The organism is Acinetobacter sp. NIPH 2100 (assembly GCF_000369805.1).
Lineage (GTDB): Bacteria > Pseudomonadota > Gammaproteobacteria > Pseudomonadales > Moraxellaceae > Acinetobacter.
Map to the genome: position 1 here is coordinate 3,030,878 of NZ_KB850224.1, position 23,603 is coordinate 3,054,480.

The window sequence follows — 23,603 nt, forward strand, 5'->3', positions numbered from 1 at the left end:
TCCTATCAATTTGCCCAGAAAATCTGGATACCCCAGATTGCGTACACGAACACTGAAATAATGACAGCAGAAGTGAGTACAAGGCGTAAACCTGAAGCTGAAGGGCCCATTTGACGAGTCGTTACATAATCAGTAAAGACTTGCCACATACCAATCCAAGCGTGTGCAACGAGCGATAACACTGCTAATAAAGAGAAAATCTTCATTGGCAAAGTCAGCATAAAGCCAGCCCACTGTTCATAACCAAATCCGCTATTGCAAAGGATCCAGCCAAACAAAACCACAGTGTAAGCAGCCAACACTACAGCACTAATACGTTGGATATACCAATCGCGAGAACCTGAACCTGTTAAACCTGTAGCACTTTTCATCAGAACATAATCCATACGAATGCTGCGACAATACCAACCGCAGACAAGATTAATGAAACTGTAGCAGCGATACGACCGCTTTGAAGTTCTTCAGCAAAACCGAGGTCAGCAAGTAAATGCTTAACACCTGCGATCAAGTGAAAAATCAAACCAGCTACAAATACCCATACGATGAAACGTACACAGATATTTCCGAAAACGACATTTTTAACGTAGTCAAATCCTTCTGGAGAAGATAAAGACTTATCCAAAATCCATAAAAGAACTGCAACCAATAAGAAAACGATTACACCTGATAGACGGTGTAGAATTGAGGCAATAGCCACGGGTGAGCGTAAATTTACCGCTAATACCTGACCCATGGACAAATTGACAGGTCTGTTGCTTTTCACAGCGGGCATCCTGTAGGTAGAAACTCCATCCGGAGTTTGTTTGACTTAATTCAAAGGAAAGCTGGCATTGTTAGGCAAGCACAGCACATGCCTAACCTATATAACGACACCGAATTATAAAACGTGAAATATCAAAATACAAACAATCAACTTTCGCTTTAGTCGAAAAAAACTTTAAATAAGAATCATTCACACGCATAATAACGGCGCCAAATCCAACAAATCTCGACAAAAAAAACTATCTAATTGTTTTGTAATGATAAAAATAAAATACTATTTTTTATAGATCATTTTTAATTTTATAAATTCTTTTCTTTATATTTATTCAAAAACAGCTTTTCTGGCTTTGAATCGGCATAATTTCGCAATGTGATACATAGTCAAAAATAATACTCCTCATTTATATTTTAAATATCATGAATTGATAATCTATTTTTATCCTTCAATTACCCAAAATCAATGAGTCATTTTTTATACAATTAATCGCACCATAACAGGTCAATAATGTTGCTCAAAACAACCTTTTTCCTGTGTTTTTGAATGATCGTTTAATATCAAACAACGGGAAATATAAGGGTTTCAGCAATGATAAGTATTTATTTTATAAGCAGCACCCTCTCCTCCAAGTAAAAATTTACTTACAATTGGACTGATGCTTCATTTTTTTTATGCACCTGAAACTTGATTTGACATATTATACTCGACCGGTGCTGTGATTTTACTCAGTTTTTTCTTCGATACTGAATGACTAATTGACTGTAGCAACGTCATTTTTTATCCCTAAGTATAATTGACAAAATTTTAGTAACCACTAATCTTATAGCAAATTTTGACACCGTCTGATTCGCACATGACAAGATTAGTATTTCGAGTCAGATAATCATTCACCAGGACAGGAGATCTATTGAATGTCTGCAGCAACTGGCAAAAAAGCCGTATTACAGCTTGATGGCAAAGAAATTGAATTACCAATTTACAGCGGCACATTAGGCCCAGATGTAATTGACGTTAAAGATGTATTGGCATCAGGTCACTTTACTTTCGATCCTGGTTTTATGGCGACAGCTGCTTGCGAATCTAAGATCACATTCATTGATGGTGACAAAGGTGTTTTATTACACCGTGGTTATCCAATTGATCAATTAGCGACTCAAGCAGACTACTTAGAAACTTGCTATTTATTGTTAAATGGCGAGCTTCCAAATGCTGAACAGAAAGCAGAATTTGACGCTAAAGTACGTAACCATACTATGGTTCATGATCAAGTAAGCCGTTTCTTCAATGGTTTCCGTCGTGATGCTCATCCTATGGCGATCATGGTTGGTGTTGTTGGTGCATTATCTGCGTTCTATCACAACGGTTTAGACATCGAAGATGTAAACCACCGTGAAATTACTGCAATTCGCTTAATCGCGAAAATTCCTACGCTTGCAGCGTGGAGCTACAAATATACAGTAGGTCAACCATTCATTTACCCACGTAATGACTTAGGTTATGCAGAAAACTTCCTACACATGATGTTTGCTACACCTGCTGACCGTGATTATCAAGTCAACCCAGTTCTTGCTCGTGCAATGGATCGTATCTTCACGCTTCATGCTGACCACGAACAAAATGCGTCTACTTCTACAGTTCGCCTTGCTGGTTCTACTGGCGCAAACCCGTATGCATGTATCTCTGCTGGAATCTCAGCACTTTGGGGACCTGCTCACGGTGGTGCAAACGAAGCTGTACTTAAAATGTTAGATGAAATTGGTAGCGTAGAAAACGTTGCTGAATTCATGGAAAAAGTGAAGCGCAAAGAAGTTAAACTCATGGGCTTCGGTCACCGTGTTTACAAAAACTTCGACCCACGTGCGAAAGTCATGAAAGAAACATGTGACGAAGTTCTTGCAGCATTAGGCATCAACGACCCACAATTGCAACTTGCAATGGAACTTGAGCGTATTGCACTGAACGACCCGTACTTCGTTGAGCGTAAGCTTTACCCGAACGTAGACTTCTATTCAGGTATCATCTTAAAAGCGATTGGTATCCCAACTGGCATGTTTACTGTAATTTTCGCGCTTGCACGTACAGTTGGTTGGATCAGCCACTGGTTAGAAATGCACAGCGGTCCTTACAAGATCGGTCGTCCACGTCAGCTTTATACAGGTTCGACGCAACGCGACATCAAACGTTAATTTCTATTGGCGTTGATAAAAAAGGATGCTTCTGCATCCTTTTTTTGTTTTATCGGTTATGCTCTTAAAAGAAAATTTAAACAATATTGTTTTTGCATAACTAACTTACCGAGCCAATGATAAAAAGATCCGCTGTTGTAATGCAGGTTACACTGCCCGCCTTTCAAATGAAAATTGCATCCTTTACGCTATTTTTATTGATGATCATACTGACTTGGGCTGTTCTCGTTTATTTGACTTATGATTTAAGTCTTTATTACTTTTATCAATTACTTCCCTTCTTCGCTCAATTACTGAATATTGCTTTGATGTTTGGTTTATTGATACCGATTGTGTATCTGTATAACCAGCTTTATCAAAAGTACTTTAAACGCTCGATCACGCTTAAACTGTATCAGCAAGGCATCTCACTGGATAGCTCCACTCAAGCTGATTTTTTCAGTTGGCAAGAGCTGATTCAAATACAACTGCAACAGCGGCATACTCAAATCCACAGTTTCAATATTTTAAGTAAATCCAAACCCTATCGACAATATTTTTACTTCAACTCTTGGATGTGGCCTGTTTCTTTAACTCAGCAGCACACTGATTTTCTAAAATTTTGGAAAAAGCTGGAAGCTCTGGCAAAGCAACAACAGTTACAACGTATCAGTAACGCAAATATCAATAGGAAAACCCATGTTGACATCATCAGTTTAATTGCAGATCAACAAGTACTCGCTGCTTATCAACGAAAACAGAAATGGCTTACTACAGGACTCATCCTTGTTATTTTAACCAGTTTCAGTCTTTTTATTGCCTCTCTACTCTGGCATGAGTTTAACGATGGCAGCATCAACTTACCCCATCAACAAACACGGTCGATCTCTGGGACAAATTTTGAAGCTTTCCAGAATCAGGTCTATATTTTTAAGCAAGGCCAAGGCACATTTTTACTGCCTCAAGTCAGCGCTGATCAATTTACTGGTTTAGCTTTGAGCAACCTTCCAAACCGTGCCGATGAGCTGTATAGCAATGTTGGTAAAACAGCACAACATGTTTACTGGCAAGACCATATCTTGTCTGGGCTAAACCCTGTGCAAACGCTTTATTTAGGCAATGACTTTAGCAAAGATCATCAACGGGTCTACTTTCGAGATAAACACTTGGTCAACGCGAATGCGACTGACTTTGCAGCAGTATTGCACCCCACTTTCAATGCATTGGTCTATTTTTATGCAAAAGATGATCGACATGTCTATTACAAAACACAGGTCCTAACAGATTTAAATCCACAACAGAGCACAGCTTTTCCAAATAACAGCCAATATATTCACGATCAACAGTATGTTTATTATCAAGATAAAAAGCTGGACAAGCTAAACGCTCAACGGACTCAAATTTTTAGCGGCAGTAATCGTTTTAGTCAGAACCTCAACCTAGCAACAGACGGTCAATCTTTTTATTTAAATGAACACGTACTCCCCAACATTGCTGTACATAAACTTTGGGGAACTACATCGGTCGATACAGCACATTTGCAACTAATCGGCCATCAAAGTAACGAACCCTATCCTGGAAATTTCAGCTATCTTTTTGCAGATCAGCAACAGATTTATGTTTATGATGAGTTTTATCAACAACTCAAAGTACTCTATCGCTTCTCCCAACCTGTGCAGCTACATGTTCTGGAGAATCGCCGTTTTAGTGATGGAAAGAATATTTACATCATCACTGAAAAACTCTATCGAACCAAAGGACGTTCTTCTGGAACCACCACGCATGGCTTTAAAATCATCCTCATGCGTGAAACAGATCAGCACCTCGTAGCTCAATATTTCGCACGAAATCCAAGCTCACTGAAACTATCCAAGCTGTTTCATCACAATAATGATGCTTCGCAGGAGATTGACTAGATCTTTTTTAATAGCCATCAACTCATCAAAGTGAATGGATACAGCTACTTTATTAAATCTCGTCTTCTTCCAATTCTAAAGCGCGCAACAAGGTGTTGCTGATACCATCTGCACGTAGCCATGCCAGCTCATAACTCGCTTTCGCCAAAGCCAATACACGACGCTCAAACTCATCCCAGATGGGTTTAACTTGCGCATCAGTGATTCCAAGACCGCTCTCATGCGCCAAATGCTTATTCTTCTCACAAATCTTTAAAGCGTGATACAGCTTACGCCCCTTACTGGCGCTATCTAATACCCTCGTGCGCTTATTCTGAATAAAGCCCTCAATATGCTGTAGATTTGCATGAGGCAGCAAAGGAACAAGAATTTGATCGAGTTGTGCATCTAAGCGCTTCCAGACCATTAACCTTTGCTCTGCCGTATAAGTATTCCATTGAATCACTTCATGATTAAAACGACGACAGCCACGACAGACCAGATCACCAAATACCGTTGAACAGCGCCCTGCACATGGGGTCAATGATGGAATTCGACGATCATTACTCAAAACCAACTCCTATAAAACCATATTTATTTTATGGTTTTCTCGCTTATTTTCAGATTTCGCGCTAAAATGTGCGCCTAATTTTTCTATCTTAATACATTTGGAGTTATCCATGAACGCTACTGTAGAACAGCTTGCACCTGTAGAACAGCAAGCGACCAATAATTGGGTTGTTGCGGCACTATATCAATTTAAAGAAGTTTCAGATGCAGCAGATCTGCAACAACGTCTTTTGGACTTAGTGAATAGCATCAATTTATGTGGAACTCTAATTGTAGCCTCTGAAGGAATTAACGGTACGGTTGCAGGCGATCGTGCCGCAATTGATTCAGTTCATCAATTCCTTTTGAACGAAGGTTTTAACGCAATGGAATATAAAGAGTCAGAAAGCTCTGAAAAACCATTCCGTAAAATGAAAATTAAACTTAAAAATGAAATTGTAACTTTAGGTGTAGAAGTGAAGCCGCGTGATTTAGTCGGCCACTATCTTGATCCTAAACAATGGAATGAGCTAATTAGTCGTGATGATGTGATCCTCATCGATACCCGTAATGATTATGAATACAAGGCGGGTACCTTCAAGGGTGCTGTCGATCCTAAAACAGAATCATTCCGTGAATTTCCTGAATATGTAAAACAAAATCTTGAACAACATAAAGATAAAAAAATTGCGATGTTCTGTACGGGTGGTATCCGTTGTGAAAAATCAACCTCACTGCTTTTACAAGAAGGCTTTAATGAAGTCTATCACCTCAAAGGTGGCATTCTTAAATACCTCGAAGAAACCCCTGCTGAAGAAAGTATGTGGGAAGGTGAATGCTTCGTTTTTGATGGCCGTACTGCGGTTACACACGGCGTTGAAGAAGGTGAAAACATCAAGTGTCATGCTTGCGGTTGGCCACTGACCAAAGTTGAAGCTGAACTAACCAGTTATGAACACGGTGTTTCTTGTGTTTACTGTATTGATAAAACCACCGACAAGCAAAAAGCAGGCTTCCGTATGCGCCAATCACAAATTGCAGCAGCAAAACGCAAACGCCTGTAAGCTGAAGAAAAGCATATTAAAAGCCATAGTTCAACTATGGCTTTTTTATTGAGATGATAAAAATGATGTAACGATTCGACTATTGAGCATTGCATCAACTATCACTATGCTCAAAAACAATAATCAAATGAATCATATAAGGGTATTATGGGACTGGAAGAGTGGGTTTTATCCGCCATGGAAAAACTTGGGTATTTAGGTATCGCATTATTGATGTTTCTCGATAATGTCTTCCCCCCTATTCCATCTGAAATCATTATGCCTTCAGCGGGCTATACTGCATCAAAAGGCGAGCTCACCCTCATCGGTGTCATTATTGCGGGCAGTGTGGGTTCGATTCTCGCAGCGATGCTGCTGTATTGGGTAGGACGAAAAGTTCCTCAGCAACGTCTGTTTAATTTCATAGAGCGTTATGGAAAATACTTACGTATTCAGGTGGCCGACTTAGAAAAAGCCTTAACGTGGTTTAACAAGCATGGGCATCGCATTGTTTTCTTCGGGCGAATGATTCCAGCGGTGCGTTCTTTAATTAGTATTCCTGCTGGTATGAGTAGAATGCCTTTTGCAAAGTTTATGTTTTATAGCATTGCAGGCACCGTGATCTGGACTAGCTTTTTAGCCTATCTCGGCTTTCATTTCAGCGAAAATCAGGCCTTAATGAGCGCAATCATGCAGCGTATCAGCTACCTGATTTTAGCAATTGTCATTCTCTACATTGCATGGTGGGCCTTGAAAAAGTTTTATCTTGTGAAATCAGAGCAGAAATAACAAACTACGGCTGTACAAACCGCATTGTCATTCAATATTGACTTGCTCTGATCTAGCAAAGCCTAACTGGCTCTTTTGCATTTCATCTCTAAGCCAATCCCTGAGCAGTAATTTTCTTACATCATTTTCAAAGGGCTGAGCTGATAATAGATAATAAGATGAACCATCTGCATAGACAGGTGTTAATGCGGTTAACATTTGATACTGAACCTCCCTTTCAACCATGTAAGCTGAAACGACAGTTGCACCTAAACCAGCCAAACACGCTTCTATACACAAATAAAAATGCTCAAGCGTAGATTGCTTGAAATCATTAAATTGTTCTGAGTGATGGCTTCTAAACTGTCGCCATAATTTTGCTCTCGACTTGGAAATAAACATCTGAGTTGTTGAAGATTGATGCTGGCTGGCTGTCACACATAGCATCTGTTCATTGGCTATTTTTTCGCTATAGATCGCTTCTCCCCAAGCAAAATCATCTCGCCTTAAAGCCAGATCAATGTGTTGTGTTTTAAAATCTACAACACCACCGCCCGTTAACAAACTGACCTCGAACTCTGGATATAGCTGTTTAAAATGCACCAACCGAGGAATCAGCCATTTCATCGCAATGGTCGGTTCACAGGAAAGAACAAGATTCCGTTGCGCCTGTGTATGTTGTGTTAACTGCAATAAACATTGATCAATCTGCTGAAAAACCTGCTGACAGCAATCAAATAAGACCCCACCCTCAGGAGTTAAGCATAACTTTCTCGTTTCTCGGATAAATAAGGCAAAACCCAAGCTTTCTTCTAAATTTTTAAGCTGCTTGCTCACCGCTCCTTGAGTCACATACAGTTTTTCGGCAGCAACCGTCATGCTCTCATAACGTGCCACATAATAAAAAAACTTAAGTGAATTCAAAGATAAACGTTCTATCATTCCAAAAACTCATGTATCAACAAGAATTAATTTCGATTTTAAATATAACAAATATATGAAAAATATAATAATTATTATAGAAATCAATTTAGGAATAGATGAGTGAATGAAATTATAATGGTGAGCTTAGTCACTGTACTTGCCGTGATTAGCCCAGGTGCTGACTTTGCGCTAGTGACCCGGAACAGCTATCTCTATGGTCGAAATCTAGGGTTGTATACTGCTTATGGTATTGCTTGTGGTGTATGGGTCCATATTAGCTATAGTTTGATTGGACTCACTTTCTTACAACAATATTTGCCGAGCTTGATTCATCTGATCCAATATCTTGGTGCCAGTTATTTAATTTATATCGGCTATAAAACCTTTGCTCAACCACCAGTTAATTTAGATGTGAAAAGCCTAGAGACAACCCATTGGCAAGCATTCAAACAGGGCTTTTTCACCAATAGCTTAAACCCCAAAACTACACTCTTTGTAATGAGTATTTTTGTACAAATCATGACACCAGAAAACAACAGCGTGAAGCTATTCGCCTACAGCGTTTTCATGTCGGGAACTCATCTGCTGTGGTTTGCCCTTATTGCCCTATTCTGCTCTACCCCCATGATTCGAAATAAAATTCTGGCCAAGCAAATCCGCATCAATCAAAGTATTGGTGTGGTCTTGGCTGGATTAGGACTGAGTTTATTGTTTACTACGTTTTAAACCATTTACTTCAAAGAAACTTGAAGCAAAAGATTCAGAGATAAAAAAACGTCCTCGCGGGACGTTTTAATATTGAATCTACTCTGCGATACGTGAGCCACCCTTGCAGTAGCTCAACATTTCAATCACGCTGGTGTGTGATACATGAGATAAAGTTCATTTAAATTATTTGGAATTTCTTCCGCTAACTCATCCATCAACTGACCATTACGGCGGAATGATTCCATTTGCGGATCTTCTTCATCAATGCCGCTGAACACCATTACTGGCAGTGTTAAATCAATCAACTGCTCTTCGAACTCGGGTGCAAACCATGCATCTTCATTTAAGAACATTGCATCGACAAAACCGACACTCCAATCACCAAGACTAGACTCTACACTTGCCTCTTCGATTTCAAATGGAAATTCGATTCCATTTTCATTCGCTAAATCTTGGCGGATAGAATCTAACCATGCATGGATTTGTTCAATAATTTCAGCAGGTAATTTCTTTTGGTTGCTCTCAAAAAGCTCATCCAACCAACGATCAAATTTTGGTCCAACCGCAATCGCACACAAAAAGCCATGAGTCGCTGCGAAATCTAGACCATATTCGTTTTGATCACCGTCAAGATAATTACTTAATAAGTCTAAATCTAACGTGCTCATTCTTTATCCAATTTCAAAAATACATCGGCAACAGCATAACATTTTCAGGCGTAAAGTCTCAGCAATTTTGCTTAGTCTTCGTCACCAAGGTCATCGTCGTCGAAATCGTAATCAAAATCTTTTAATTCTCGCTCTAAACGACGTTGAGCCAAGAGATCATCGATCAAACGGCGCTTTTCTAATGATTCTTTGGCAGTAATTTTTCCAGATGACTCATCAAAACCTGCATCATCTTCGCCATAGTTATCATCATCTAATTCAAAATCTGTAGAAGACACTAAGTACCTCTAATGAAAAAATATAAATGGGTCTAGCCGCTATTTATCGGTCTTAGCCAACCTTGTCAAGTTTTATTTGTTTTTTTTGCTATAAAATGATGTTTTGTACTTTTTTTCATCAGTTTTTTTGTGTATTTATAATCTAAGGACAACAGCAATCAAAAAAGTCCTACAAGAGGGATCAACAGCTTGAAAAATTATGACTTAACCCCATATTCAAGGAACGAAGGTGAAAACAAAGCTATTTTTATTTTAAAGTTAACGGATCGAATCCAAAACATTCATCGTGAATTGTGCTATCATGCACGGTTTTTCACCGCCCCAGATTCAACAAAAGAGTAAGCAAAGATGAGCGATATGAATTCCCCTACTTCGCAAGTAGCGGCTCTGATTAGCCGAGGCAAAGAGCAAGGTTATTTAACTTACGCTGAGGTTAACGATCATCTACCAGACTCAATTACGGAAAGTGAGCAGATTGAAGACATCATTCAGATGCTTCAAGACGTTGGTATTCCAGTGCATGAACGTGCGCCAGAAACTGACGACACCATGTTTGGTGAATCAACTGAAGCAGCCGATGAGGTTGCTGAGGAAGAAGCTGCTGCCGTATTAGCATCGGTTGAAAGTGAGCCTGGTCGTACCACTGACCCTGTGCGTATGTATATGCGTGAAATGGGTACGGTTGAACTTCTTACGCGTGAAGGCGAAATTAGCATTGCAAAACGTATCGAAGAAGGTATTCGTGACGTTTTACATTCGATTGCTTACTGGCCAAATGCGGTTGAAGTTGTTTTACAAGAATATAATGACTTTTTAACAGGTGAGCGTCGTCTTGCCGATATTCTATCTGGCTATTTAGATCCAGAATCTGATGAAGAAATTCCTGAAGTTCTTGAAGAAGAAACTGAGCTTGAAGAGGAAGATGAAAAATCTCCAGCTAAAGCAAAAGATGTCAAACTTGATGATGATGACGAAGAAGAAGAGTCTGAAGGTGATGATGATTCTGAAGGTGATTCAGGTCCAGATCCTGAAATTGCAAAAGCACGTTTCACTGAGCTAGAAAACGCTTGGAATGAGACCAAAGCCATCATCACAAAACATGGCCGTAACAGTGCTGAAGCGAATGCTGCGCTTGAGTCGCTTGCTGCTGTCTTCATGATGTTCAAATTTACACCTCGTTTATTTGAAATCATTTCAGAAATGATCCGTGGCACACATGAGCAAATCCGTTCAAACGAACGTGAAATTATGCGTTATGCCGTACGTCGTGGTCGTATGGATCGCAATCAGTTCCGTCTGACCTTCCCTGAGCAAGAATCAAATCTAGCTTGGTTAGATGAGCAGATTGCAAAAGCACCTGCTGAAACCAAAGGTCATTTAGAAAAAGTTCGCCCTGATGTATTGGCATTCCAACAAAAGATTGCCGATATTGAGAAAGATCTTGGCCTAAACGTTAAAGATATCAAAGATATCTCTAAACGTATGACGGTTGGTGAAGCAAAAGCACGTCGTGCCAAGAAAGAGATGGTTGAGGCAAACTTACGTTTGGTAATTTCGATTGCGAAGAAATACACCAACCGTGGCTTACAATTCCTCGATCTGATCCAAGAAGGTAACATCGGTTTGATGAAGGCCGTAGACAAGTTTGAATACCGTCGTGGTTATAAATTCTCGACCTATGCAACTTGGTGGATTCGTCAGGCGATCACACGTTCGATTGCGGACCAAGCACGTACCATTCGTATTCCAGTACACATGATTGAGACCATCAACAAGATCAACCGTGTTTCTCGTCAACTTCTTCAAGAAATGGGTCGTGAACCTACTCCTGAGGAATTGGGTGAGCGTCTGGAAATGGACGAAGTTAAAGTTCGTAAAGTACTTAAAATCGCAAAAGAACCAATTTCGATGGAAACACCGATTGGTGATGATGAAGATTCGCATCTTGGTGATTTCATTGAAGATGGCAACATCACGTCTCCAATTGATGCTGCAACTTCAGAAGGCTTAAAAGAAGCCACTCGTGAAGTACTTGAAAACTTAACCGAACGTGAAGCGAAAGTATTGAAAATGCGTTTTGGTATTGATATGCCAACCGATCATACTTTAGAAGAAGTCGGTAAACAGTTTGACGTAACACGTGAACGTATTCGTCAGATTGAAGCGAAAGCGTTGCGTAAACTTCGCCACCCTTCTCGTTCAGAACACCTACGTTCATTCTTGGAAAATGACTAATATTTGGGAAATCTTGAGTGAGGGTTAAAGCCCTTCGTTAAGACTTGAAGTTCAACACTTCATCCCCATTTATGTATTAGATCAAAAGCGCCTGCACTGATGCAGGCGTTTCAAATTAAGAGGTTGCTCATGTTAGACCGCACTCCTTCTCGTGAATTGCAAGAACATCTTTGGGTTTTCCCGATGGACTATCCAATCAAATTGATTGGTAATGCAGGGGATGAACTTCGAGTCGCTGTTGTTGATATTTTGCAGAAGCACTTCCCTGAATTTGATGGCGAAACAGTGAAAGTTCAGCCGTCACGTACAGGCAAATACCACTCTTTAACTGCACAATTACGCTTTGAAGAGTTGGAACAAGTTCATGCCTTATACGCTGACCTTGCAGCCTGTCCTTTAATTAAGACAGCGCTTTAATAAAGAAGTCCAAAATACGCAAGTGTTTTGGATTTTTTTTGCACTAAAAATAACATCCAACATTTTGATAAATGGCTATTTATCTTTTCAAAATCATTACATAATTAAGCCACTGATCCATTAAAAACTGTAAAGGAAGTTCTGCTGTAATGAGTGCTGCGAAACCCACCTTAATCATTCGCTGTTTCAATGATCTACAAGATTACACGGCTCGTTTTGAAGCAATGAAAGAGTTTACAACACACCGTGATGAAACCACACCTGATGAAGTTTGGTTATTACAACACCAAGATGTTTTGACTCAAGGTCAAGCAGGCAAGCCTGAACATATTCTGCTGCACAGTAATCTTCCGATTGTTCATACAGATCGTGGCGGTCAAGTCACTTGGCATGGCAAAGGTCAGTTGGTGGCTTATTTCCTATTAGATCTCAATCGCTTGAAGTGGCATGTCCGTACTTTAGTCACTTTTGCCGAGCAAGCCATGATTGATCTGCTCAAGCAATACAATATCGATGCCTACGCCAAACCTGATGCACCTGGAGTTTATGTAGACGGAAGAAAGATTGGTTCACTCGGTTTTAAAATCCGTCGCGGCCGTAGTTATCATGGTCTTGCACTTAATATCGACTGCGACCTAACAGGTTTTCAAACCATTAACCCATGCGGCTACGCAGGTTTAGAAATGGTGCGCTTACAAGATTTGCTACAAGATTACCCAAGCTTTGAACAACTGTGTCATGATTTCGTCGCTTATCTAAAAAATACCGACTTCTTTAATGACCTTGTAGTCAAATCTGAATAATTTACTTTTCAATTCTAATAAAATAAATTAGAGTAAATACTCTAAATTAGCTTTTGCATAATTTTAACAAGGGATACGCAAGTGATTTCGACCAAAGCAGTGAAGCCCACTTTGCAATTTGCCTATGTCAAACTCATGATGGATGTCGTGGGTCGTGGCCTAGTCATGGCAAGCCAAGTAGACAGTGAAGTCCAACAGGAAGTCTCAAAGTTTCCTATTGGTTTTATCCTTTCAATGAATGTTTTTCCAAATGGGCCAGCATTTATTGCTCGGGTGACCGAAAAAAAACAATTAGAGCTTTTGCCAAATTATAAAGGTAAGCCTGATTTAACCATTACCTTCAAGCATCTCACTCATGCCTTCTTGGTTTTTTCATTCCAAGAAAGTACCGCACAAGCCTTCGCCAATGACCGTATGATCGCCGATGGTGATGTCTCTAGCGCCATCCGTCTTGTGCGCTGCCTGAATAAAATGGAAGCCTTGATCTTACCTAAATTGATCGCTTCACTTGCCGTAAAACGCTACCCTACCGAATTGACATTTAAAGAAAAATTCACGGGTGCAAAAAATATCTATCTTAAAGTCGCGAAATCATATTTCAAACGGAGCGCATAACATGGCTAAGCCTTATTACGAGTTTTTCTGTCCAGTAAAAGTCATTGCTGGTAACGCTGCGTTAGAGCACATCCCTTTTGAACTTGCGACACTTGGTGCAAAACGCCCGATGATCATTACTGATAAAGGTGTGCGTGCCAATGGTTTGCTTGCCCCAATCGAAGCGGCATTCAGCACCACTGATGCTGTGATTGGCGCGATTTTTGATGACGTTCCACCAGATTCAAGCTTGGAAGTGGTTCGCTTAGCGGCAGAGCTTTACCGTAAACAGAAATGTGATGCAATCATTGCGATTGGCGGTGGTTCGGTCATCGACACCTCTAAAGCAACCAATATTTTGGTGTCTGAAGGTGGTGACGATCTCCTGCAATATTCAGGTGCGCATAATCTGCCAAAACCACTCAAACCATTCTTCGTAATTCCAACCACATCGGGTACAGGATCTGAAGCAACCATGGTTGCTGTGGTTTCTGATACACAAAAGAATGTGAAGCTGGCATTTGCATCGTATTACCTGATGCCACATGCCGCAATTCTTGACCCACGCATGACACAGACACTCCCACCTCATTTGACCGCAATGACAGGTATGGATGCGCTAACGCACTGTGTTGAAGCCTATACTTGCTTGGCAGCCAATCCTCTGAGCGATGCCTATGCCAGTGCGGGTATCAAAAAAATTAGCGAAAACTTATTTAAAGTTTTAGACAATCCAAGTGATGCACAAGGTCGCCTAGAACTTGCTCAAGCATCAACCATGGCTGGTATTGCCTTCTCGAACTCAATGGTCGGCTTAGTGCATTCACTTGGTCATGCGCTTGGTGCGGTTGCCCATCTTCCGCATGGTCTATGCATGAACTTATTCCTGCCATACGTGCTTGAATATAACAAAGAGATTAATGGCGATAAGATTGGTGAATTGCTACTTCCACTCGCTGGCGCAGATATTTATGCACAAACACCTGCAAACCTACGTGCCGATAAAGCCATTGCCACGATTCTTGCAATGCGTGATCGCTTGTTTAGCCTGACCAAACTTCCTCGTACTTTACGTGAAACAGCTAAAATCACTGAAGCTCAGTTGGATGAAGTTGCAGAAAAGGCTTTAAATGATGGTTCAATCATTTACAATCCGAAAGAAGCAAGTTTGCAAGATATCCGCGCTATTTTACAAAAAGCGTGGTAATTCATTCAGCAAACAAAAGTGATGCAAGAGTTTAATTAAGCATATCTAAGGCGGTTGTTATTTTCATGGCAGAGAACAATACACAACGATCTGGCAAGTACATCGCCTTAAGTATAGCTTTTGGCGCTGCTCTAGGGGCGGCGTTCAATCAAGTCGCGATTGGCGTTGCTTTTGGTCTCATCTTTGCCACTCTATTTAGCGCCTATCGGAGTTGCAAGAGCAACCAAAATATTGATTTTCATGATAATTAATAAGCCATCCGTAATTCCGCTCCCCCTCATTCAAAAGAAACAACCATCACCAATTCCCTCATATAAGTAGGCTTATCAAGGCCTTTTGCTTTGAAATGAATCTTTATTCATCGATTTGTTTCGCTTTTTGGCAAAAAACTTGCTAAAAAAAGCATAAAAGTACTGACAATTTATAGCGTTTTAGGATAGATTGGCGCACTTTCGTTTTTTGTACGGGGGATCGTTTTCGTCTCAAACGATCCTTAACACTAAAAGCTGATCTTTGATCAACGATTATGAGGATAACGCCGTTGACAAATCCATCCGGGACTCAACCAACAGCGAAGCTGCAAAAGAATCTTGTGCTTTGGCACATCATCATTATCGGCCTAGCTTACATTCAGCCATTAACTTTATTTGATACATTTGGTTTGGTATCTGAAAGAAGCGGTGGTCATGTACCGACATCCTACATATTTGCCTTAGTTGCAATTCTTTTAACGTCAATCAGTTATGGTCACATGATTCGTCGTTATCCATCTTCTGGTTCTGCATATACCTATGCCCAAAAGTCGATTCACCCTAATGTTGGTTTTATGGTGGGTTGGTCTTCATGGTTAGATTATCTGCTTTCTCCTCTGGTCAATATTATCCTTGCAGATATTTATTTGAGAGCACTCTTCCCAGAAGTAAATAATTGGATTTGGGTCATTGGTTTAACCGTACTTATGACGGTGATCAACCTGTTTGGTGCACGTTTCGTTGCACGTTTTAACAGTACCATTGTCGTGATCCAGCTCGGTGTTATTTTCTACTTTGTGTATCAGGTGTATGTTCTGCTGACACAAGGGGTCTATGCTGATGGCACACTAAATCCAGACAAAGCAGAACTATGGTCACTCGCGCCATTCTGGAATGAAATGACCTCTGTCGGGGCATTAATTGCAGGTGCAACGGTTCTGTGCTTCTCATTTACTGGTTTTGATGCTTTATCTTCACTTGCAGAAGAAACCAAAGATGCCGAAAAAACGTTGCCACGTGCAATTTTCACCACTGCATTACTTGCAGGGATCATCTTTATTGTCAGTACCTACTTTATTCAGCTTTACTTCCCTAGCAATCCGAATACCTACTTCAACCCACTGGATGAATCTCAGCCAGTCATGGTTGCAGCGATTGGTAGCCTTGCATTTAAGACCATGGTTTTATACTTTGCAGTGGTGGCAGTCATGGCATCTGGTATTTCGGCACATGCAGGTGTATCACGTTTGATGTATGTGATGGGTCGTGATGGCGTGATCAATAAGAAATTATTCGGTCATATTAGCCCACGTTTGCATACACCAACTTACAACATCCTGATTGTCGGTGTCGTGGCTTTATCTGCAGGTTTCCTTGATCTTGAGCATATCGTGAACTTGATTAGCTTCGGTGCTTTAACCGCATTTAGCTTTGTTAATTTCTCGGTAATTTCTCGTTACGCGTTGAGAGATGGTAAGAACAAGACACCAAAAGACATTATCAGTTACATCATCATTCCTACACTCGGTTTCGCCAGTGTATTTATGATGTGGTTAGAAATTGATAAATTGGCTTTACAGATTGGCTTGGCTTGGGCCGTCATCGGTGTCGGTTATCTTGCTTATAAAACCAAGGGCTTCAAATACAATGCACCACAGCATAATGAATTTGATGACAGACACTAATCTGACAACCTGATATAAAAAAAGGCGCTAAATGCGCCTTTTTTTTATGACTTGCTAATTTAACCATGCAGCTTTTCAACAATTGTTTTCACTCTTTGTGCGTAAAGCTTCGCCGTTTCCAAGTCCCCAGTTGGGATCTCATCAGTACTGGCATCTGATGGTGATTGAACCAATAATCCGACAGAACCACCTAAATTATTCACATCTTCACGTTTAGCATTTTTAGTATTAGCAGGCAATAATCCCAAGCTCACCCAAATCCCACCATGCTGAGAAGCTAAAGTTTGTAATTGAATCAAGGTAACTTGCTTATCACCATTCAAACTCGCGCTATTGGTAAAGCCTGCAAAGACTTTATCCTGCCAGCCACGGGTAAACCAAACTTTTGAAGATGCATCAGCAAATTTCTTAAACTGCCAAGGTGTCGCCGCCATATACGTAGGTGCACCGAAGACAATACCTTGTGCATCATTTAAAGTTTGCCAATCTTGCGCTGTAATATCACCATTCTGATCAATTTCAATCAGAGAGGCATCGATTGCGCCCGCAAAAGTTTCAGCAACCACTTTGGTATGGCCGTAGCCAGAGAAATATACAACCGCAATTTTTGTCATGGGATGATCCAAAATTTTTAAAAAGTTCGATTTAATGATATATTTTAGAAACTAGGTGTCAATTAGTTACCAATTGGTAACTACTGACATCCCATTGAGAAAATAAGGGCTGTCGCTATGAATCAGGCATTAAAATACGATATTTATCAACAACATTGTCCTGCTCGTTTATTTTTTGAAAAAATTGCTGATAAATGGGTTTTGTTGATTATTAATGTCCTTGCTCGAGAGACCCAACACTTCAATTTACTCAAAAAAAACATCCAAGGCATTTCCCCTAAAGTACTTTCGCAAAAACTCAAAATGCTGGAACGTGATGGTTTTATTGAACGGCAAGTACAAGATACTGCGCCGATTCGAGTTGATTATTCACTCACAACACTCGGCTTAGAAGTTGCGAAAATGGCGTATCAACTGAAAGATTGGGCTGAAAGTAATATCGAACAAGTGATTTATGCCCAACAACGGTTTGATTCAATTCAAGAAGAATAAACCAGACGATATGGTGAGGTTCGTATGTATCCACAACCTTTAATTGCAGTTGCAGATGTTGAGAAAACCAGTCAGTGGTACCAGACAATACTTGGTCTAGACAGTGGTCATAGCGGCAAAGAATATGAACAGTTGTTGTTTGAACAGCGCATGGTGTTGCAGTTGCATCAATGGCAAGCACATGAACATCCACATCTTGGCGACCCCAAACGGATGATTGGGAATGGGGTTTTATTGTGGTTTGAAAGCAATCGATTTGATGAGATTGTACAGAATTTACAAACCCATCAAGTCGAAATTTTAGAAGGTCCCAAATACAATCCCAATGCACATCATCGAGAGATTTGGTTTAGAGATCTAAATGGCTATACCTTGGTGGTTGCAAGCCCGTATGGTGATCTCTAGGCGATGAAACTAGAGTTGTTTAAAACCTTGTTGTCGCCATGCTTCATAGACAATCACGGCGGTTGCATTAGAAAGGTTCAAGCTTCTTGAGTTTTCAGCCATCGGCAAACGGATCCACTGTTCTTGCGGGAACATCAGGCGTACCTGCTCAGGCAAACCACGCGTTTCAGGCCCCATCAACAAGGCCACGGGACGATTCAGATCAACGGTATGCGGTGTTGCTGCACCTTTAGTGGTCAGTGGAAAAACATGCTCTACCCCCTTCGCTTTTAAATCAGCAAGGCAAAGTTCGATCGTGTCCCAAATTTGCATTCTCGCCCATTCGTGGTAATCCAATCCTGCACGTTTCAACTTTTTGTCATCCAGCTCAAAACCCAAAGGTTTGACCAAATGTAGTTGCGCACCTGTATTGGCACATAGACGAATGATATTACCCGTATTCGCTGGAATCTCAGGCTCGTATAGGACGACATGAATCACAAATTTTCTCTACTTTAAAATCTCCCCTAGCCCCTCTTTCTAAAAGAGGGGGACTCCTCCCTTTTTTAAAGGGAGGTTGGGAGGGATTGCCATTTTAACTGTTCACGTAGACTCACCACCTCACCAATAATGGTTAAAGTTGGTGCTACGATCTGATGTTCAGATACTTTGGTCGCGATATCTGCCAATGTGCCAACCACGACTTTTTGCTCAGGGGTGGTGCCTTTTGAAATTAAAGCCACAGGCATGCTTGGACGTTGACCATGCGCAATCAATTGCTCACAAATACGCGCCAAACCGACCAAGCCCATGTACAACACCAAGGTCTGGTTTTCATAAACCAGTTCATTCCAAGGTAGCTCAGGTGAGCCTTCTTTTAAATGACCCGTCAAGAATCGCACGCTTTGCGCATAATCACGATGGGTTAGTGGAATACCTGCATACGCTGAACAACCTGAAGCTGCTGTAATACCGGGTACAACCTGAAAAGTCACATTGGCTTCAACCAATTCCTGAATTTCTTCTCCACCACGCCCAAAGATAAAAGGATCACCACCTTTTAAGCGGCATACACGTTTACCTTGTTGTGCATATTCCACCAATAAGGCATTGATGCCATCTTGTGGAACAGAGTGATTGGAACGTGCTTTACCAACGTAAATCTTTTCAGCATCACGACGGCACAAATCCAAAATTGGCGCAGACACCAAGCGATCGTAAATCACCACATCCGCTTGTTGCATCAAACGTAATGCTTTCAAAGTCAAAAGCTCAGGATCACCTGGCCCCGCACCCACCAAATACACCTCGCCTTTTGGTGCAGTCCATTCAGTTAAAGCTTGCTGAATCAGCTCGTTAGCCACATCAAGATTGTCATTAAAGACCTGCTCTTTCAGTGGGCTAGCATACAGGTTTTCCCAAAAGATACGACGCTCATCAGGATTGGCAATTTTAGCTTTGACTTGCTTGCGCCATTGACCTGAAAACTCAGCTAGTTTACCCATACCATGCGGCACAATGGTTTCGATTTGGGTACGCAATTGTCTGGATAAAACAGGTGATGCGCCATTGGAAGCCACTGAAATCACTAAGGGGGAACGATCAATAATCGCTGGCACCATGAATCGACAATGTGGAATATCATCGACACTGTTCACCAACAAATTACGCTGTTCACACTGTTCAAATACCGTTTTATTGACCGCTGACTGATCTGTTGCGGCAATCACTAAGCGATAAGCTGTTGCCAGAACAGTTTCAGAGAAAGGCGATTGAATATATTGCCCTGTTGATTGCTCAACAAGCTGGCATAATTCAGGAATGATGTCAGGCGCAATGACATCAACAATTGCACCTGCTTTGACCAATAAGTTTGCTTTGCGGTAGGCGATATGCCCACCACCCACAATCAGACAACGTTGCTGTTGCAACTTTAAAGAGATTGGGAAAATTTCCACGTGATGCCTCTATATTTTCAATCTGATTGAGCTAAAGCAAAAACTATGCACAAAATCGATGCAAAGTTTAGTCGATATAGCTAACACCGCCCATATATGGACGTAAAACTTCTGGAATTTCGATTGAACCATCAGCGCGTTGATAGTTTTCCATCACCGCAAGCAAGGTACGACCAACGGCCAAGCCTGAACCATTCAAGGTATGCACCAATTCGATCTTCTTCTGATCAACACGGTAGCGTGCTTTCATACGACGTGCTTGGAAATCACCCACATTTGAGCAACTTGAGATTTCACGATAAGTATCTTGGCTTGGCACCCATACTTCTAGGTCATAGGTTTTAACTGCTCCAAAGCCCATGTCCCCACCACAGAGCAAAATTTTACGGTACGGTAAGCCCAATGCCTGTAAAATGCCCTCTGCATGTGCAGTCAATTCTTCAAGTGCCTGCATAGAGTGCTCTGGTTTCACGATTTGCACCATTTCGACCTTGTCGAATTGATGTTGGCGAATCAAACCACGGGTATCACGGCCATAAGAACCTGCTTCGCTACGGAAACATGGCGTATGTGCAGAATATTTCAACGGCAAACGATCAGCGTCAATAATTTCGTCACGCACAAAGTTCGTCACTGGCACTTCAGCGGTTGGAATGAGGTAATATTCTTTTTCACCTTGTAGCTTGAAAAGATCTTCTTCAAACTTTGGTAATTGACCTGTGCCACGTAGGCTGTCTGCATTAACCAAATACGGCACGTAAGCTTCGGTATAACCATTTTTAAGGGTATGGGTATCGAGCATGAATTGAGCCAAAGCACGTTGTAGACGCGCTAAAGGCCCTTTCAATACGCTGAAACGTGAGCCTGTTAATTTGGTTGCTGTTTCAAATTCGAGACCACCCATCATTTCACCAAGATCGGTATGATCTTTGATCTCGAAATCAAATTGGCGTGGTGTACCCCATTTTAAGATTTCAAGGTTATCGCTTTCATCTTTACCAAATGGAACAGACTCATCAGGCAAGTTTGGAATAGCCAGAAACTTTTGTTCAAGCTCAGCTTGTAACTCCGCCAAAGCCACTTCAGCCGCTTTGATCTCATCACCAATGGCAGTCATACGTGCCATGATCTCAGAAGCATCTCCACCCGACTTTTTAATTTGACCGACTTGTTTAGCGCCAGCATTACGCTCTGCTTGTAAGTTTTCAGCTTTGGATTGCAAATCTTTACGGCGAGCTTCTAAATCAGCCCACTCTTGTACATTTAACTGAATACCACGTTTTGCCAAAGCAGCATTGACTGCTTCAATATTATTTCTGAGTAATTTTGGGTCGATCATAATCAATCATGAATAGAGAAAAAACTGGCTATAGTGTAAGGCTTTAACCCAAAAAAATACAGCGCTTGCGCAGCATCTACGCATGATATATAGATGCTGCCCTCAAACTAGATCGGATCTTTAGGCAAGCTTGGTAAATATTCTGCTTTTACAAACTGCTTGGCCGCATAATACGGCAAGGTGAGTTCACTCATACCTTCAGCATAAGAAGCTAACTCATACAATGGATAAACAAATACAATGCCATTTACACCATAATAATAGTTATCGCTGACCTGTAATTGCTCTTTTTTAATACGATGATCTTCTAACCAATTTTGATTAGATGCGTAAAGCTCATCACGCAGTTTGGTATTCATATCAGGTTTAAGCAATTTACTGACCGTGATGTGTTTTTTATTAGTTAAGTCAAAATTCACAAATTCTTGATGTGACATACCATGTGCCGCACCAGCAGAATAAGAATAGGTCTGAATCGCAAACGTGGCTAGATTATAGTTTTGCCCAATAAAGCGTACATAAGTACTACTTTCACTCTGTGATGGTTCATCCGCAGGAACTTTTACTTTTTGATCTGCAACATTTGAAAATGCATTCGGTTCTGCTTTTTTCATCCGATTTACAAAATACTCATCAATCCATTTCTGATTGGTTTCAACCGTTTGTAAATCATAATTGGTACAACCATCCTCCAAACAGACTTTTTGTTTTGGAATTTTGACGGCTACGACTTTGGCTTGAATCAGAGGAATATCCACTTTTTCAGTTGTCGCAGCGGTATCTTTTTTCGGCTGGCAGCCTACGAGCGCAACGACGGTTAGGATCGGAACAAGTGGAATAATTTTTGATAATTGTGAAGTATTCATCGTCATGCAAGTCTCTGATGTTTTTCTTCACTATACAAAGCCTTGCCTTGAGATGAAATTAAAAAATGTATCCGAGCTTCACATAAAAAAGCCGCAACAGGTGCGGCTTTTTTAAAGTTCAACCAAGAATTACTGATCAATAATATCTGTACCCTTAGGCGGCGTGAAATTAAACACTGATGCTGGAATCGTTGGATTCACTTTAATATTGCTAAAACGGACATAAGTGGTTTGGCCCAAAGAGTCTTGCAATACCATTAAATTCGGTGCTTTATTAGCACCAAAACTAATGGTTAAGCTTTGGAATGCACCATCTTCCTGCTTTGGATACAAGGTGTAATACAGTTTGCTACGATCAGGCTGAGTCACACGATAGGACTGCATGATCTGATTGGTATTGCCTGATAACAATAATGCAGGCGTATTAGCAATTTGATCATCTAAACTTTGACGAACAGCTTGCTGTAAGTCTGGATCATAAATCCACACTACTTTACCTGTAGTCACAATAGTTTGTTTTGCAGGACTGGTGGTTTCCCAATAGAATTTCCCAGGACGTTCAACTTTCATAGTCCCTTTGAACGTCTGATTCATATGTTGAGCAGTTAAGCCCTTTTTCTGTGCGACTTTATTACTATTACTAGGTGCAACTTTTGTAGTTTGTTCAAAATCTGCGGTGAATCGTTGCAAGCCAGATAACTGTTGAACCAAACTTGTGGTCGCCTGCTGAGCCGATGCAGCTACAGGTGCAGCGAATACCTGACTACTCACAACTGGAGCAAGTGTCATTGCACTTAACGTTGCAGCATAAGCCATTTTTTTTACGAAATTCATAAAAACAACCTTCTATCAGATTTCTACTGGTATGACGACATCTTACTGTTTTTGATCATTAAAAAAATGAAGAAAAGCAACGATTTTGTGTAATTCGTGTCGCAAAGTTCTGCATTATGTATGAAGTTGCAGCCTTTATGTAGAGATTGTAAGAATGAAAATCAAT

At 40.8% G+C, this 23,603-nt stretch carries 26 protein-coding genes; 14 read left to right on the forward strand and 12 right to left on the reverse strand.

What is annotated here, in order from left to right; translation table 11 throughout:
* Positions 1–5: 5 nt before the first annotated feature.
* Together sdhD and sdhC are read right to left on the reverse strand one after the other, a co-directional pair.
* The gene (sdhD, locus tag F887_RS04105) at positions 6–371 is read right to left on the reverse strand and encodes a succinate dehydrogenase, hydrophobic membrane anchor protein (RefSeq protein WP_005296285.1); all 366 of its coding nucleotides are present in this window, start codon (positions 369–371) and stop codon (positions 6–8) included.
* Entirely contained in the window at positions 371–772 is a 402-nt protein-coding gene (gene sdhC, locus F887_RS04100) for a succinate dehydrogenase, cytochrome b556 subunit (RefSeq protein WP_050560056.1), read from the reverse strand. Before sdhC ends, sdhD begins: the two co-directional genes overlap by 1 nt.
* An 899-nt stretch (positions 773–1,671) precedes the next feature.
* Here sdhC and gltA point away from each other — a divergent pair.
* Positions 1,672–2,946: a citrate synthase gene (gltA, locus tag F887_RS04095; protein WP_005208483.1), complete on the forward strand. Its 1,275-nt coding sequence runs from the start codon at positions 1,672–1,674 to the stop codon at positions 2,944–2,946.
* Positions 2,947–3,062: 116 nt separating this feature from the next.
* On the forward strand, positions 3,063–4,841 hold the full coding sequence (locus F887_RS04090; protein ID WP_032862961.1) for a DKNYY domain-containing protein: 1,779 nt from the start codon (positions 3,063–3,065) through the stop codon (positions 4,839–4,841).
* A gap of 52 nt (positions 4,842–4,893) precedes the next feature.
* On the opposite strand, the gene F887_RS04085 is transcribed toward F887_RS04090, so the two are convergent.
* On the reverse strand, positions 4,894–5,391 hold the full coding sequence (locus F887_RS04085; protein WP_005296292.1) for a DUF1289 domain-containing protein: 498 nt from the start codon (positions 5,389–5,391) through the stop codon (positions 4,894–4,896).
* 109 nt (positions 5,392–5,500) lie between these two features.
* On the opposite strand from F887_RS04085, the gene F887_RS04080 reads away from it, so the two are divergent.
* The gene (locus F887_RS04080; RefSeq protein ID WP_005296294.1) at positions 5,501–6,433 is read left to right on the forward strand and encodes an oxygen-dependent tRNA uridine(34) hydroxylase TrhO; all 933 of its coding nucleotides are present in this window, start codon (positions 5,501–5,503) and stop codon (positions 6,431–6,433) included.
* 147 nt (positions 6,434–6,580) lie between these two features.
* The gene (locus F887_RS04075; RefSeq protein ID WP_005296296.1) at positions 6,581–7,201 is read left to right on the forward strand and encodes a DedA family protein; all 621 of its coding nucleotides are present in this window, start codon (positions 6,581–6,583) and stop codon (positions 7,199–7,201) included.
* A 27-nt stretch (positions 7,202–7,228) separates the two neighbouring features.
* On the opposite strand, the gene F887_RS04070 is transcribed toward F887_RS04075, so the two are convergent.
* Positions 7,229–8,122 carry a LysR family transcriptional regulator gene (locus F887_RS04070; RefSeq protein ID WP_005296298.1) on the reverse strand — a complete coding sequence of 298 codons (894 nt, stop codon included), beginning with the start codon at positions 8,120–8,122 and terminating at the stop codon, positions 7,229–7,231.
* Between the two features lie 102 nt (positions 8,123–8,224).
* Between F887_RS04070 and F887_RS04065 the strand changes: the two genes are divergently transcribed.
* A complete protein-coding gene (locus F887_RS04065; RefSeq protein WP_005296300.1) occupies positions 8,225–8,830 on the forward strand; it encodes a LysE family translocator in 606 nt (201 codons plus the stop codon).
* Between the two features lie 125 nt (positions 8,831–8,955).
* Here F887_RS04065 and F887_RS04060 read toward each other — a convergent pair whose 3' ends face one another.
* Positions 8,956–9,480 (reverse strand): YecA/YgfB family protein, encoded by a 525-nt coding sequence (locus tag F887_RS04060; protein WP_005150330.1) that lies wholly within the window; start codon positions 9,478–9,480, stop codon positions 8,956–8,958.
* Between the two features lie 71 nt (positions 9,481–9,551).
* Positions 9,552–9,758, reverse strand: a complete 207-nt coding sequence (locus F887_RS04055; RefSeq protein WP_005150329.1) for a PA3496 family putative envelope integrity protein — start codon at positions 9,756–9,758, stop codon at positions 9,552–9,554.
* Positions 9,759–10,106: 348 nt separating this feature from the next.
* On the opposite strand from F887_RS04055, the gene rpoD reads away from it, so the two are divergent.
* The 7 genes from rpoD to F887_RS04025 all read left to right on the forward strand — a co-directional run bounded on the left by rpoD (position 10,107) and on the right by F887_RS04025 (position 16,950).
* Positions 10,107–11,993, forward strand: a complete 1,887-nt coding sequence (rpoD, locus tag F887_RS04050) for an RNA polymerase sigma factor RpoD (RefSeq protein ID WP_005296302.1) — start codon at positions 10,107–10,109, stop codon at positions 11,991–11,993.
* A 129-nt stretch (positions 11,994–12,122) separates the two neighbouring features.
* Entirely contained in the window at positions 12,123–12,410 is a 288-nt protein-coding gene (locus F887_RS04045) for a YbeD family protein (RefSeq protein WP_004669225.1), read from the forward strand.
* 149 nt (positions 12,411–12,559) lie between these two features.
* Positions 12,560–13,213, forward strand: coding sequence for a lipoyl(octanoyl) transferase LipB (lipB, locus tag F887_RS04040; RefSeq protein ID WP_005296303.1), 654 nt, complete (start codon positions 12,560–12,562; stop codon positions 13,211–13,213).
* Between the two features lie 81 nt (positions 13,214–13,294).
* Positions 13,295–13,828: a hypothetical protein gene (locus tag F887_RS04035; protein WP_005296304.1), complete on the forward strand. Its 534-nt coding sequence runs from the start codon at positions 13,295–13,297 to the stop codon at positions 13,826–13,828.
* Between the two features lies 1 nt (position 13,829).
* The gene (locus tag F887_RS04030) at positions 13,830–15,014 is read left to right on the forward strand and encodes an iron-containing alcohol dehydrogenase (RefSeq protein WP_005296306.1); all 1,185 of its coding nucleotides are present in this window, start codon (positions 13,830–13,832) and stop codon (positions 15,012–15,014) included.
* A gap of 65 nt (positions 15,015–15,079) precedes the next feature.
* On the forward strand, positions 15,080–15,265 hold the full coding sequence (locus F887_RS0118050; protein WP_032862962.1) for a glycine zipper domain-containing protein: 186 nt from the start codon (positions 15,080–15,082) through the stop codon (positions 15,263–15,265).
* A 290-nt stretch (positions 15,266–15,555) separates the two neighbouring features.
* Positions 15,556–16,950 (forward strand): APC family permease, encoded by a 1,395-nt coding sequence (locus tag F887_RS04025; RefSeq protein ID WP_032862964.1) that lies wholly within the window; start codon positions 15,556–15,558, stop codon positions 16,948–16,950.
* A gap of 59 nt (positions 16,951–17,009) precedes the next feature.
* Here the strand turns inward: F887_RS04025 and F887_RS04020 are convergent, their stop codons facing one another.
* Complete coding sequence (locus F887_RS04020) at positions 17,010–17,564, reverse strand: flavodoxin family protein (RefSeq protein WP_005296308.1); 555 nt, start codon at positions 17,562–17,564, stop codon at positions 17,010–17,012.
* A 117-nt stretch (positions 17,565–17,681) separates the two neighbouring features.
* On the opposite strand from F887_RS04020, the gene F887_RS04015 reads away from it, so the two are divergent.
* Both F887_RS04015 and F887_RS04010 read left to right on the forward strand, forming a co-directional pair.
* Positions 17,682–18,056 (forward strand): winged helix-turn-helix transcriptional regulator, encoded by a 375-nt coding sequence (locus tag F887_RS04015; RefSeq protein WP_005296310.1) that lies wholly within the window; start codon positions 17,682–17,684, stop codon positions 18,054–18,056.
* Between the two features lie 24 nt (positions 18,057–18,080).
* Entirely contained in the window at positions 18,081–18,461 is a 381-nt protein-coding gene (locus F887_RS04010) for a VOC family protein (RefSeq protein ID WP_005296314.1), read from the forward strand.
* A 9-nt stretch (positions 18,462–18,470) separates the two neighbouring features.
* On the opposite strand, the gene F887_RS04005 is transcribed toward F887_RS04010, so the two are convergent.
* The 5 genes from F887_RS04005 to lolA all read right to left on the reverse strand — a co-directional run bounded on the left by F887_RS04005 (position 18,471) and on the right by lolA (position 23,437).
* Positions 18,471–18,941 (reverse strand): tRNA (cytidine(34)-2'-O)-methyltransferase, encoded by a 471-nt coding sequence (locus F887_RS04005; RefSeq protein WP_005296317.1) that lies wholly within the window; start codon positions 18,939–18,941, stop codon positions 18,471–18,473.
* Between the two features lie 65 nt (positions 18,942–19,006).
* Positions 19,007–20,398 (reverse strand): siroheme synthase CysG, encoded by a 1,392-nt coding sequence (gene cysG, locus F887_RS04000; RefSeq protein ID WP_005296319.1) that lies wholly within the window; start codon positions 20,396–20,398, stop codon positions 19,007–19,009.
* Between the two features lie 67 nt (positions 20,399–20,465).
* Positions 20,466–21,737: a serine--tRNA ligase gene (gene serS, locus F887_RS03995; protein ID WP_005296322.1), complete on the reverse strand. Its 1,272-nt coding sequence runs from the start codon at positions 21,735–21,737 to the stop codon at positions 20,466–20,468.
* A gap of 107 nt (positions 21,738–21,844) precedes the next feature.
* Positions 21,845–22,609, reverse strand: coding sequence for an RsiV family protein (locus F887_RS03990; RefSeq protein WP_005296325.1), 765 nt, complete (start codon positions 22,607–22,609; stop codon positions 21,845–21,847).
* A gap of 123 nt (positions 22,610–22,732) precedes the next feature.
* Positions 22,733–23,437, reverse strand: coding sequence for an outer membrane lipoprotein periplasmic chaperone LolA (gene lolA / locus F887_RS03985; RefSeq protein WP_005296327.1), 705 nt, complete (start codon positions 23,435–23,437; stop codon positions 22,733–22,735).
* Between the last annotated feature and the right edge of the window lie 166 nt (positions 23,438–23,603).

Excerpts from the sequence above, each read along its gene's own strand:
- rpoD (WP_005296302.1), top strand. The coding sequence starts at position 10,107 with ATGAGCGATATGAATTCCCCTACTTCGCAAGTAGCGGCTCTGATTAGC.
- F887_RS04030 (WP_005296306.1), top strand. The coding sequence starts at position 13,830 with ATGGCTAAGCCTTATTACGAGTTTTTCTGTCCAGTAAAAGTCATTGCT.
- F887_RS04020 (WP_005296308.1), bottom strand. The coding sequence starts at position 17,564 with ATGACAAAAATTGCGGTTGTATATTTCTCTGGCTACGGCCATACCAAA.
- F887_RS0118050 (WP_032862962.1), top strand. The coding sequence starts at position 15,080 with ATGGCAGAGAACAATACACAACGATCTGGCAAGTACATCGCCTTAAGT.
- sdhD (WP_005296285.1), bottom strand. The coding sequence starts at position 371 with ATGAAAAGTGCTACAGGTTTAACAGGTTCAGGTTCTCGCGATTGGTAT.
- serS (WP_005296322.1), bottom strand. The coding sequence starts at position 21,737 with ATGATCGACCCAAAATTACTCAGAAATAATATTGAAGCAGTCAATGCT.
- F887_RS04015 (WP_005296310.1), top strand. The coding sequence starts at position 17,682 with ATGAATCAGGCATTAAAATACGATATTTATCAACAACATTGTCCTGCT.
- F887_RS04060 (WP_005150330.1), bottom strand. The coding sequence starts at position 9,480 with ATGAGCACGTTAGATTTAGACTTATTAAGTAATTATCTTGACGGTGAT.
- F887_RS03990 (WP_005296325.1), bottom strand. The coding sequence starts at position 22,609 with ATGACGATGAATACTTCACAATTATCAAAAATTATTCCACTTGTTCCG.
- sdhC (WP_050560056.1), bottom strand. The coding sequence starts at position 772 with ATGCCCGCTGTGAAAAGCAACAGACCTGTCAATTTGTCCATGGGTCAG.
- F887_RS04075 (WP_005296296.1), top strand. The coding sequence starts at position 6,581 with ATGGGACTGGAAGAGTGGGTTTTATCCGCCATGGAAAAACTTGGGTAT.
- F887_RS04080 (WP_005296294.1), top strand. The coding sequence starts at position 5,501 with ATGAACGCTACTGTAGAACAGCTTGCACCTGTAGAACAGCAAGCGACC.
- F887_RS04045 (WP_004669225.1), top strand. The coding sequence starts at position 12,123 with ATGTTAGACCGCACTCCTTCTCGTGAATTGCAAGAACATCTTTGGGTT.
- gltA (WP_005208483.1), top strand. The coding sequence starts at position 1,672 with ATGTCTGCAGCAACTGGCAAAAAAGCCGTATTACAGCTTGATGGCAAA.
- F887_RS04070 (WP_005296298.1), bottom strand. The coding sequence starts at position 8,122 with ATGATAGAACGTTTATCTTTGAATTCACTTAAGTTTTTTTATTATGTG.
- F887_RS04090 (WP_032862961.1), top strand. The coding sequence starts at position 3,063 with ATGATAAAAAGATCCGCTGTTGTAATGCAGGTTACACTGCCCGCCTTT.
- lipB (WP_005296303.1), top strand. The coding sequence starts at position 12,560 with ATGAGTGCTGCGAAACCCACCTTAATCATTCGCTGTTTCAATGATCTA.
- F887_RS04010 (WP_005296314.1), top strand. The coding sequence starts at position 18,081 with ATGTATCCACAACCTTTAATTGCAGTTGCAGATGTTGAGAAAACCAGT.
- lolA (WP_005296327.1), bottom strand. The coding sequence starts at position 23,437 with ATGAATTTCGTAAAAAAAATGGCTTATGCTGCAACGTTAAGTGCAATG.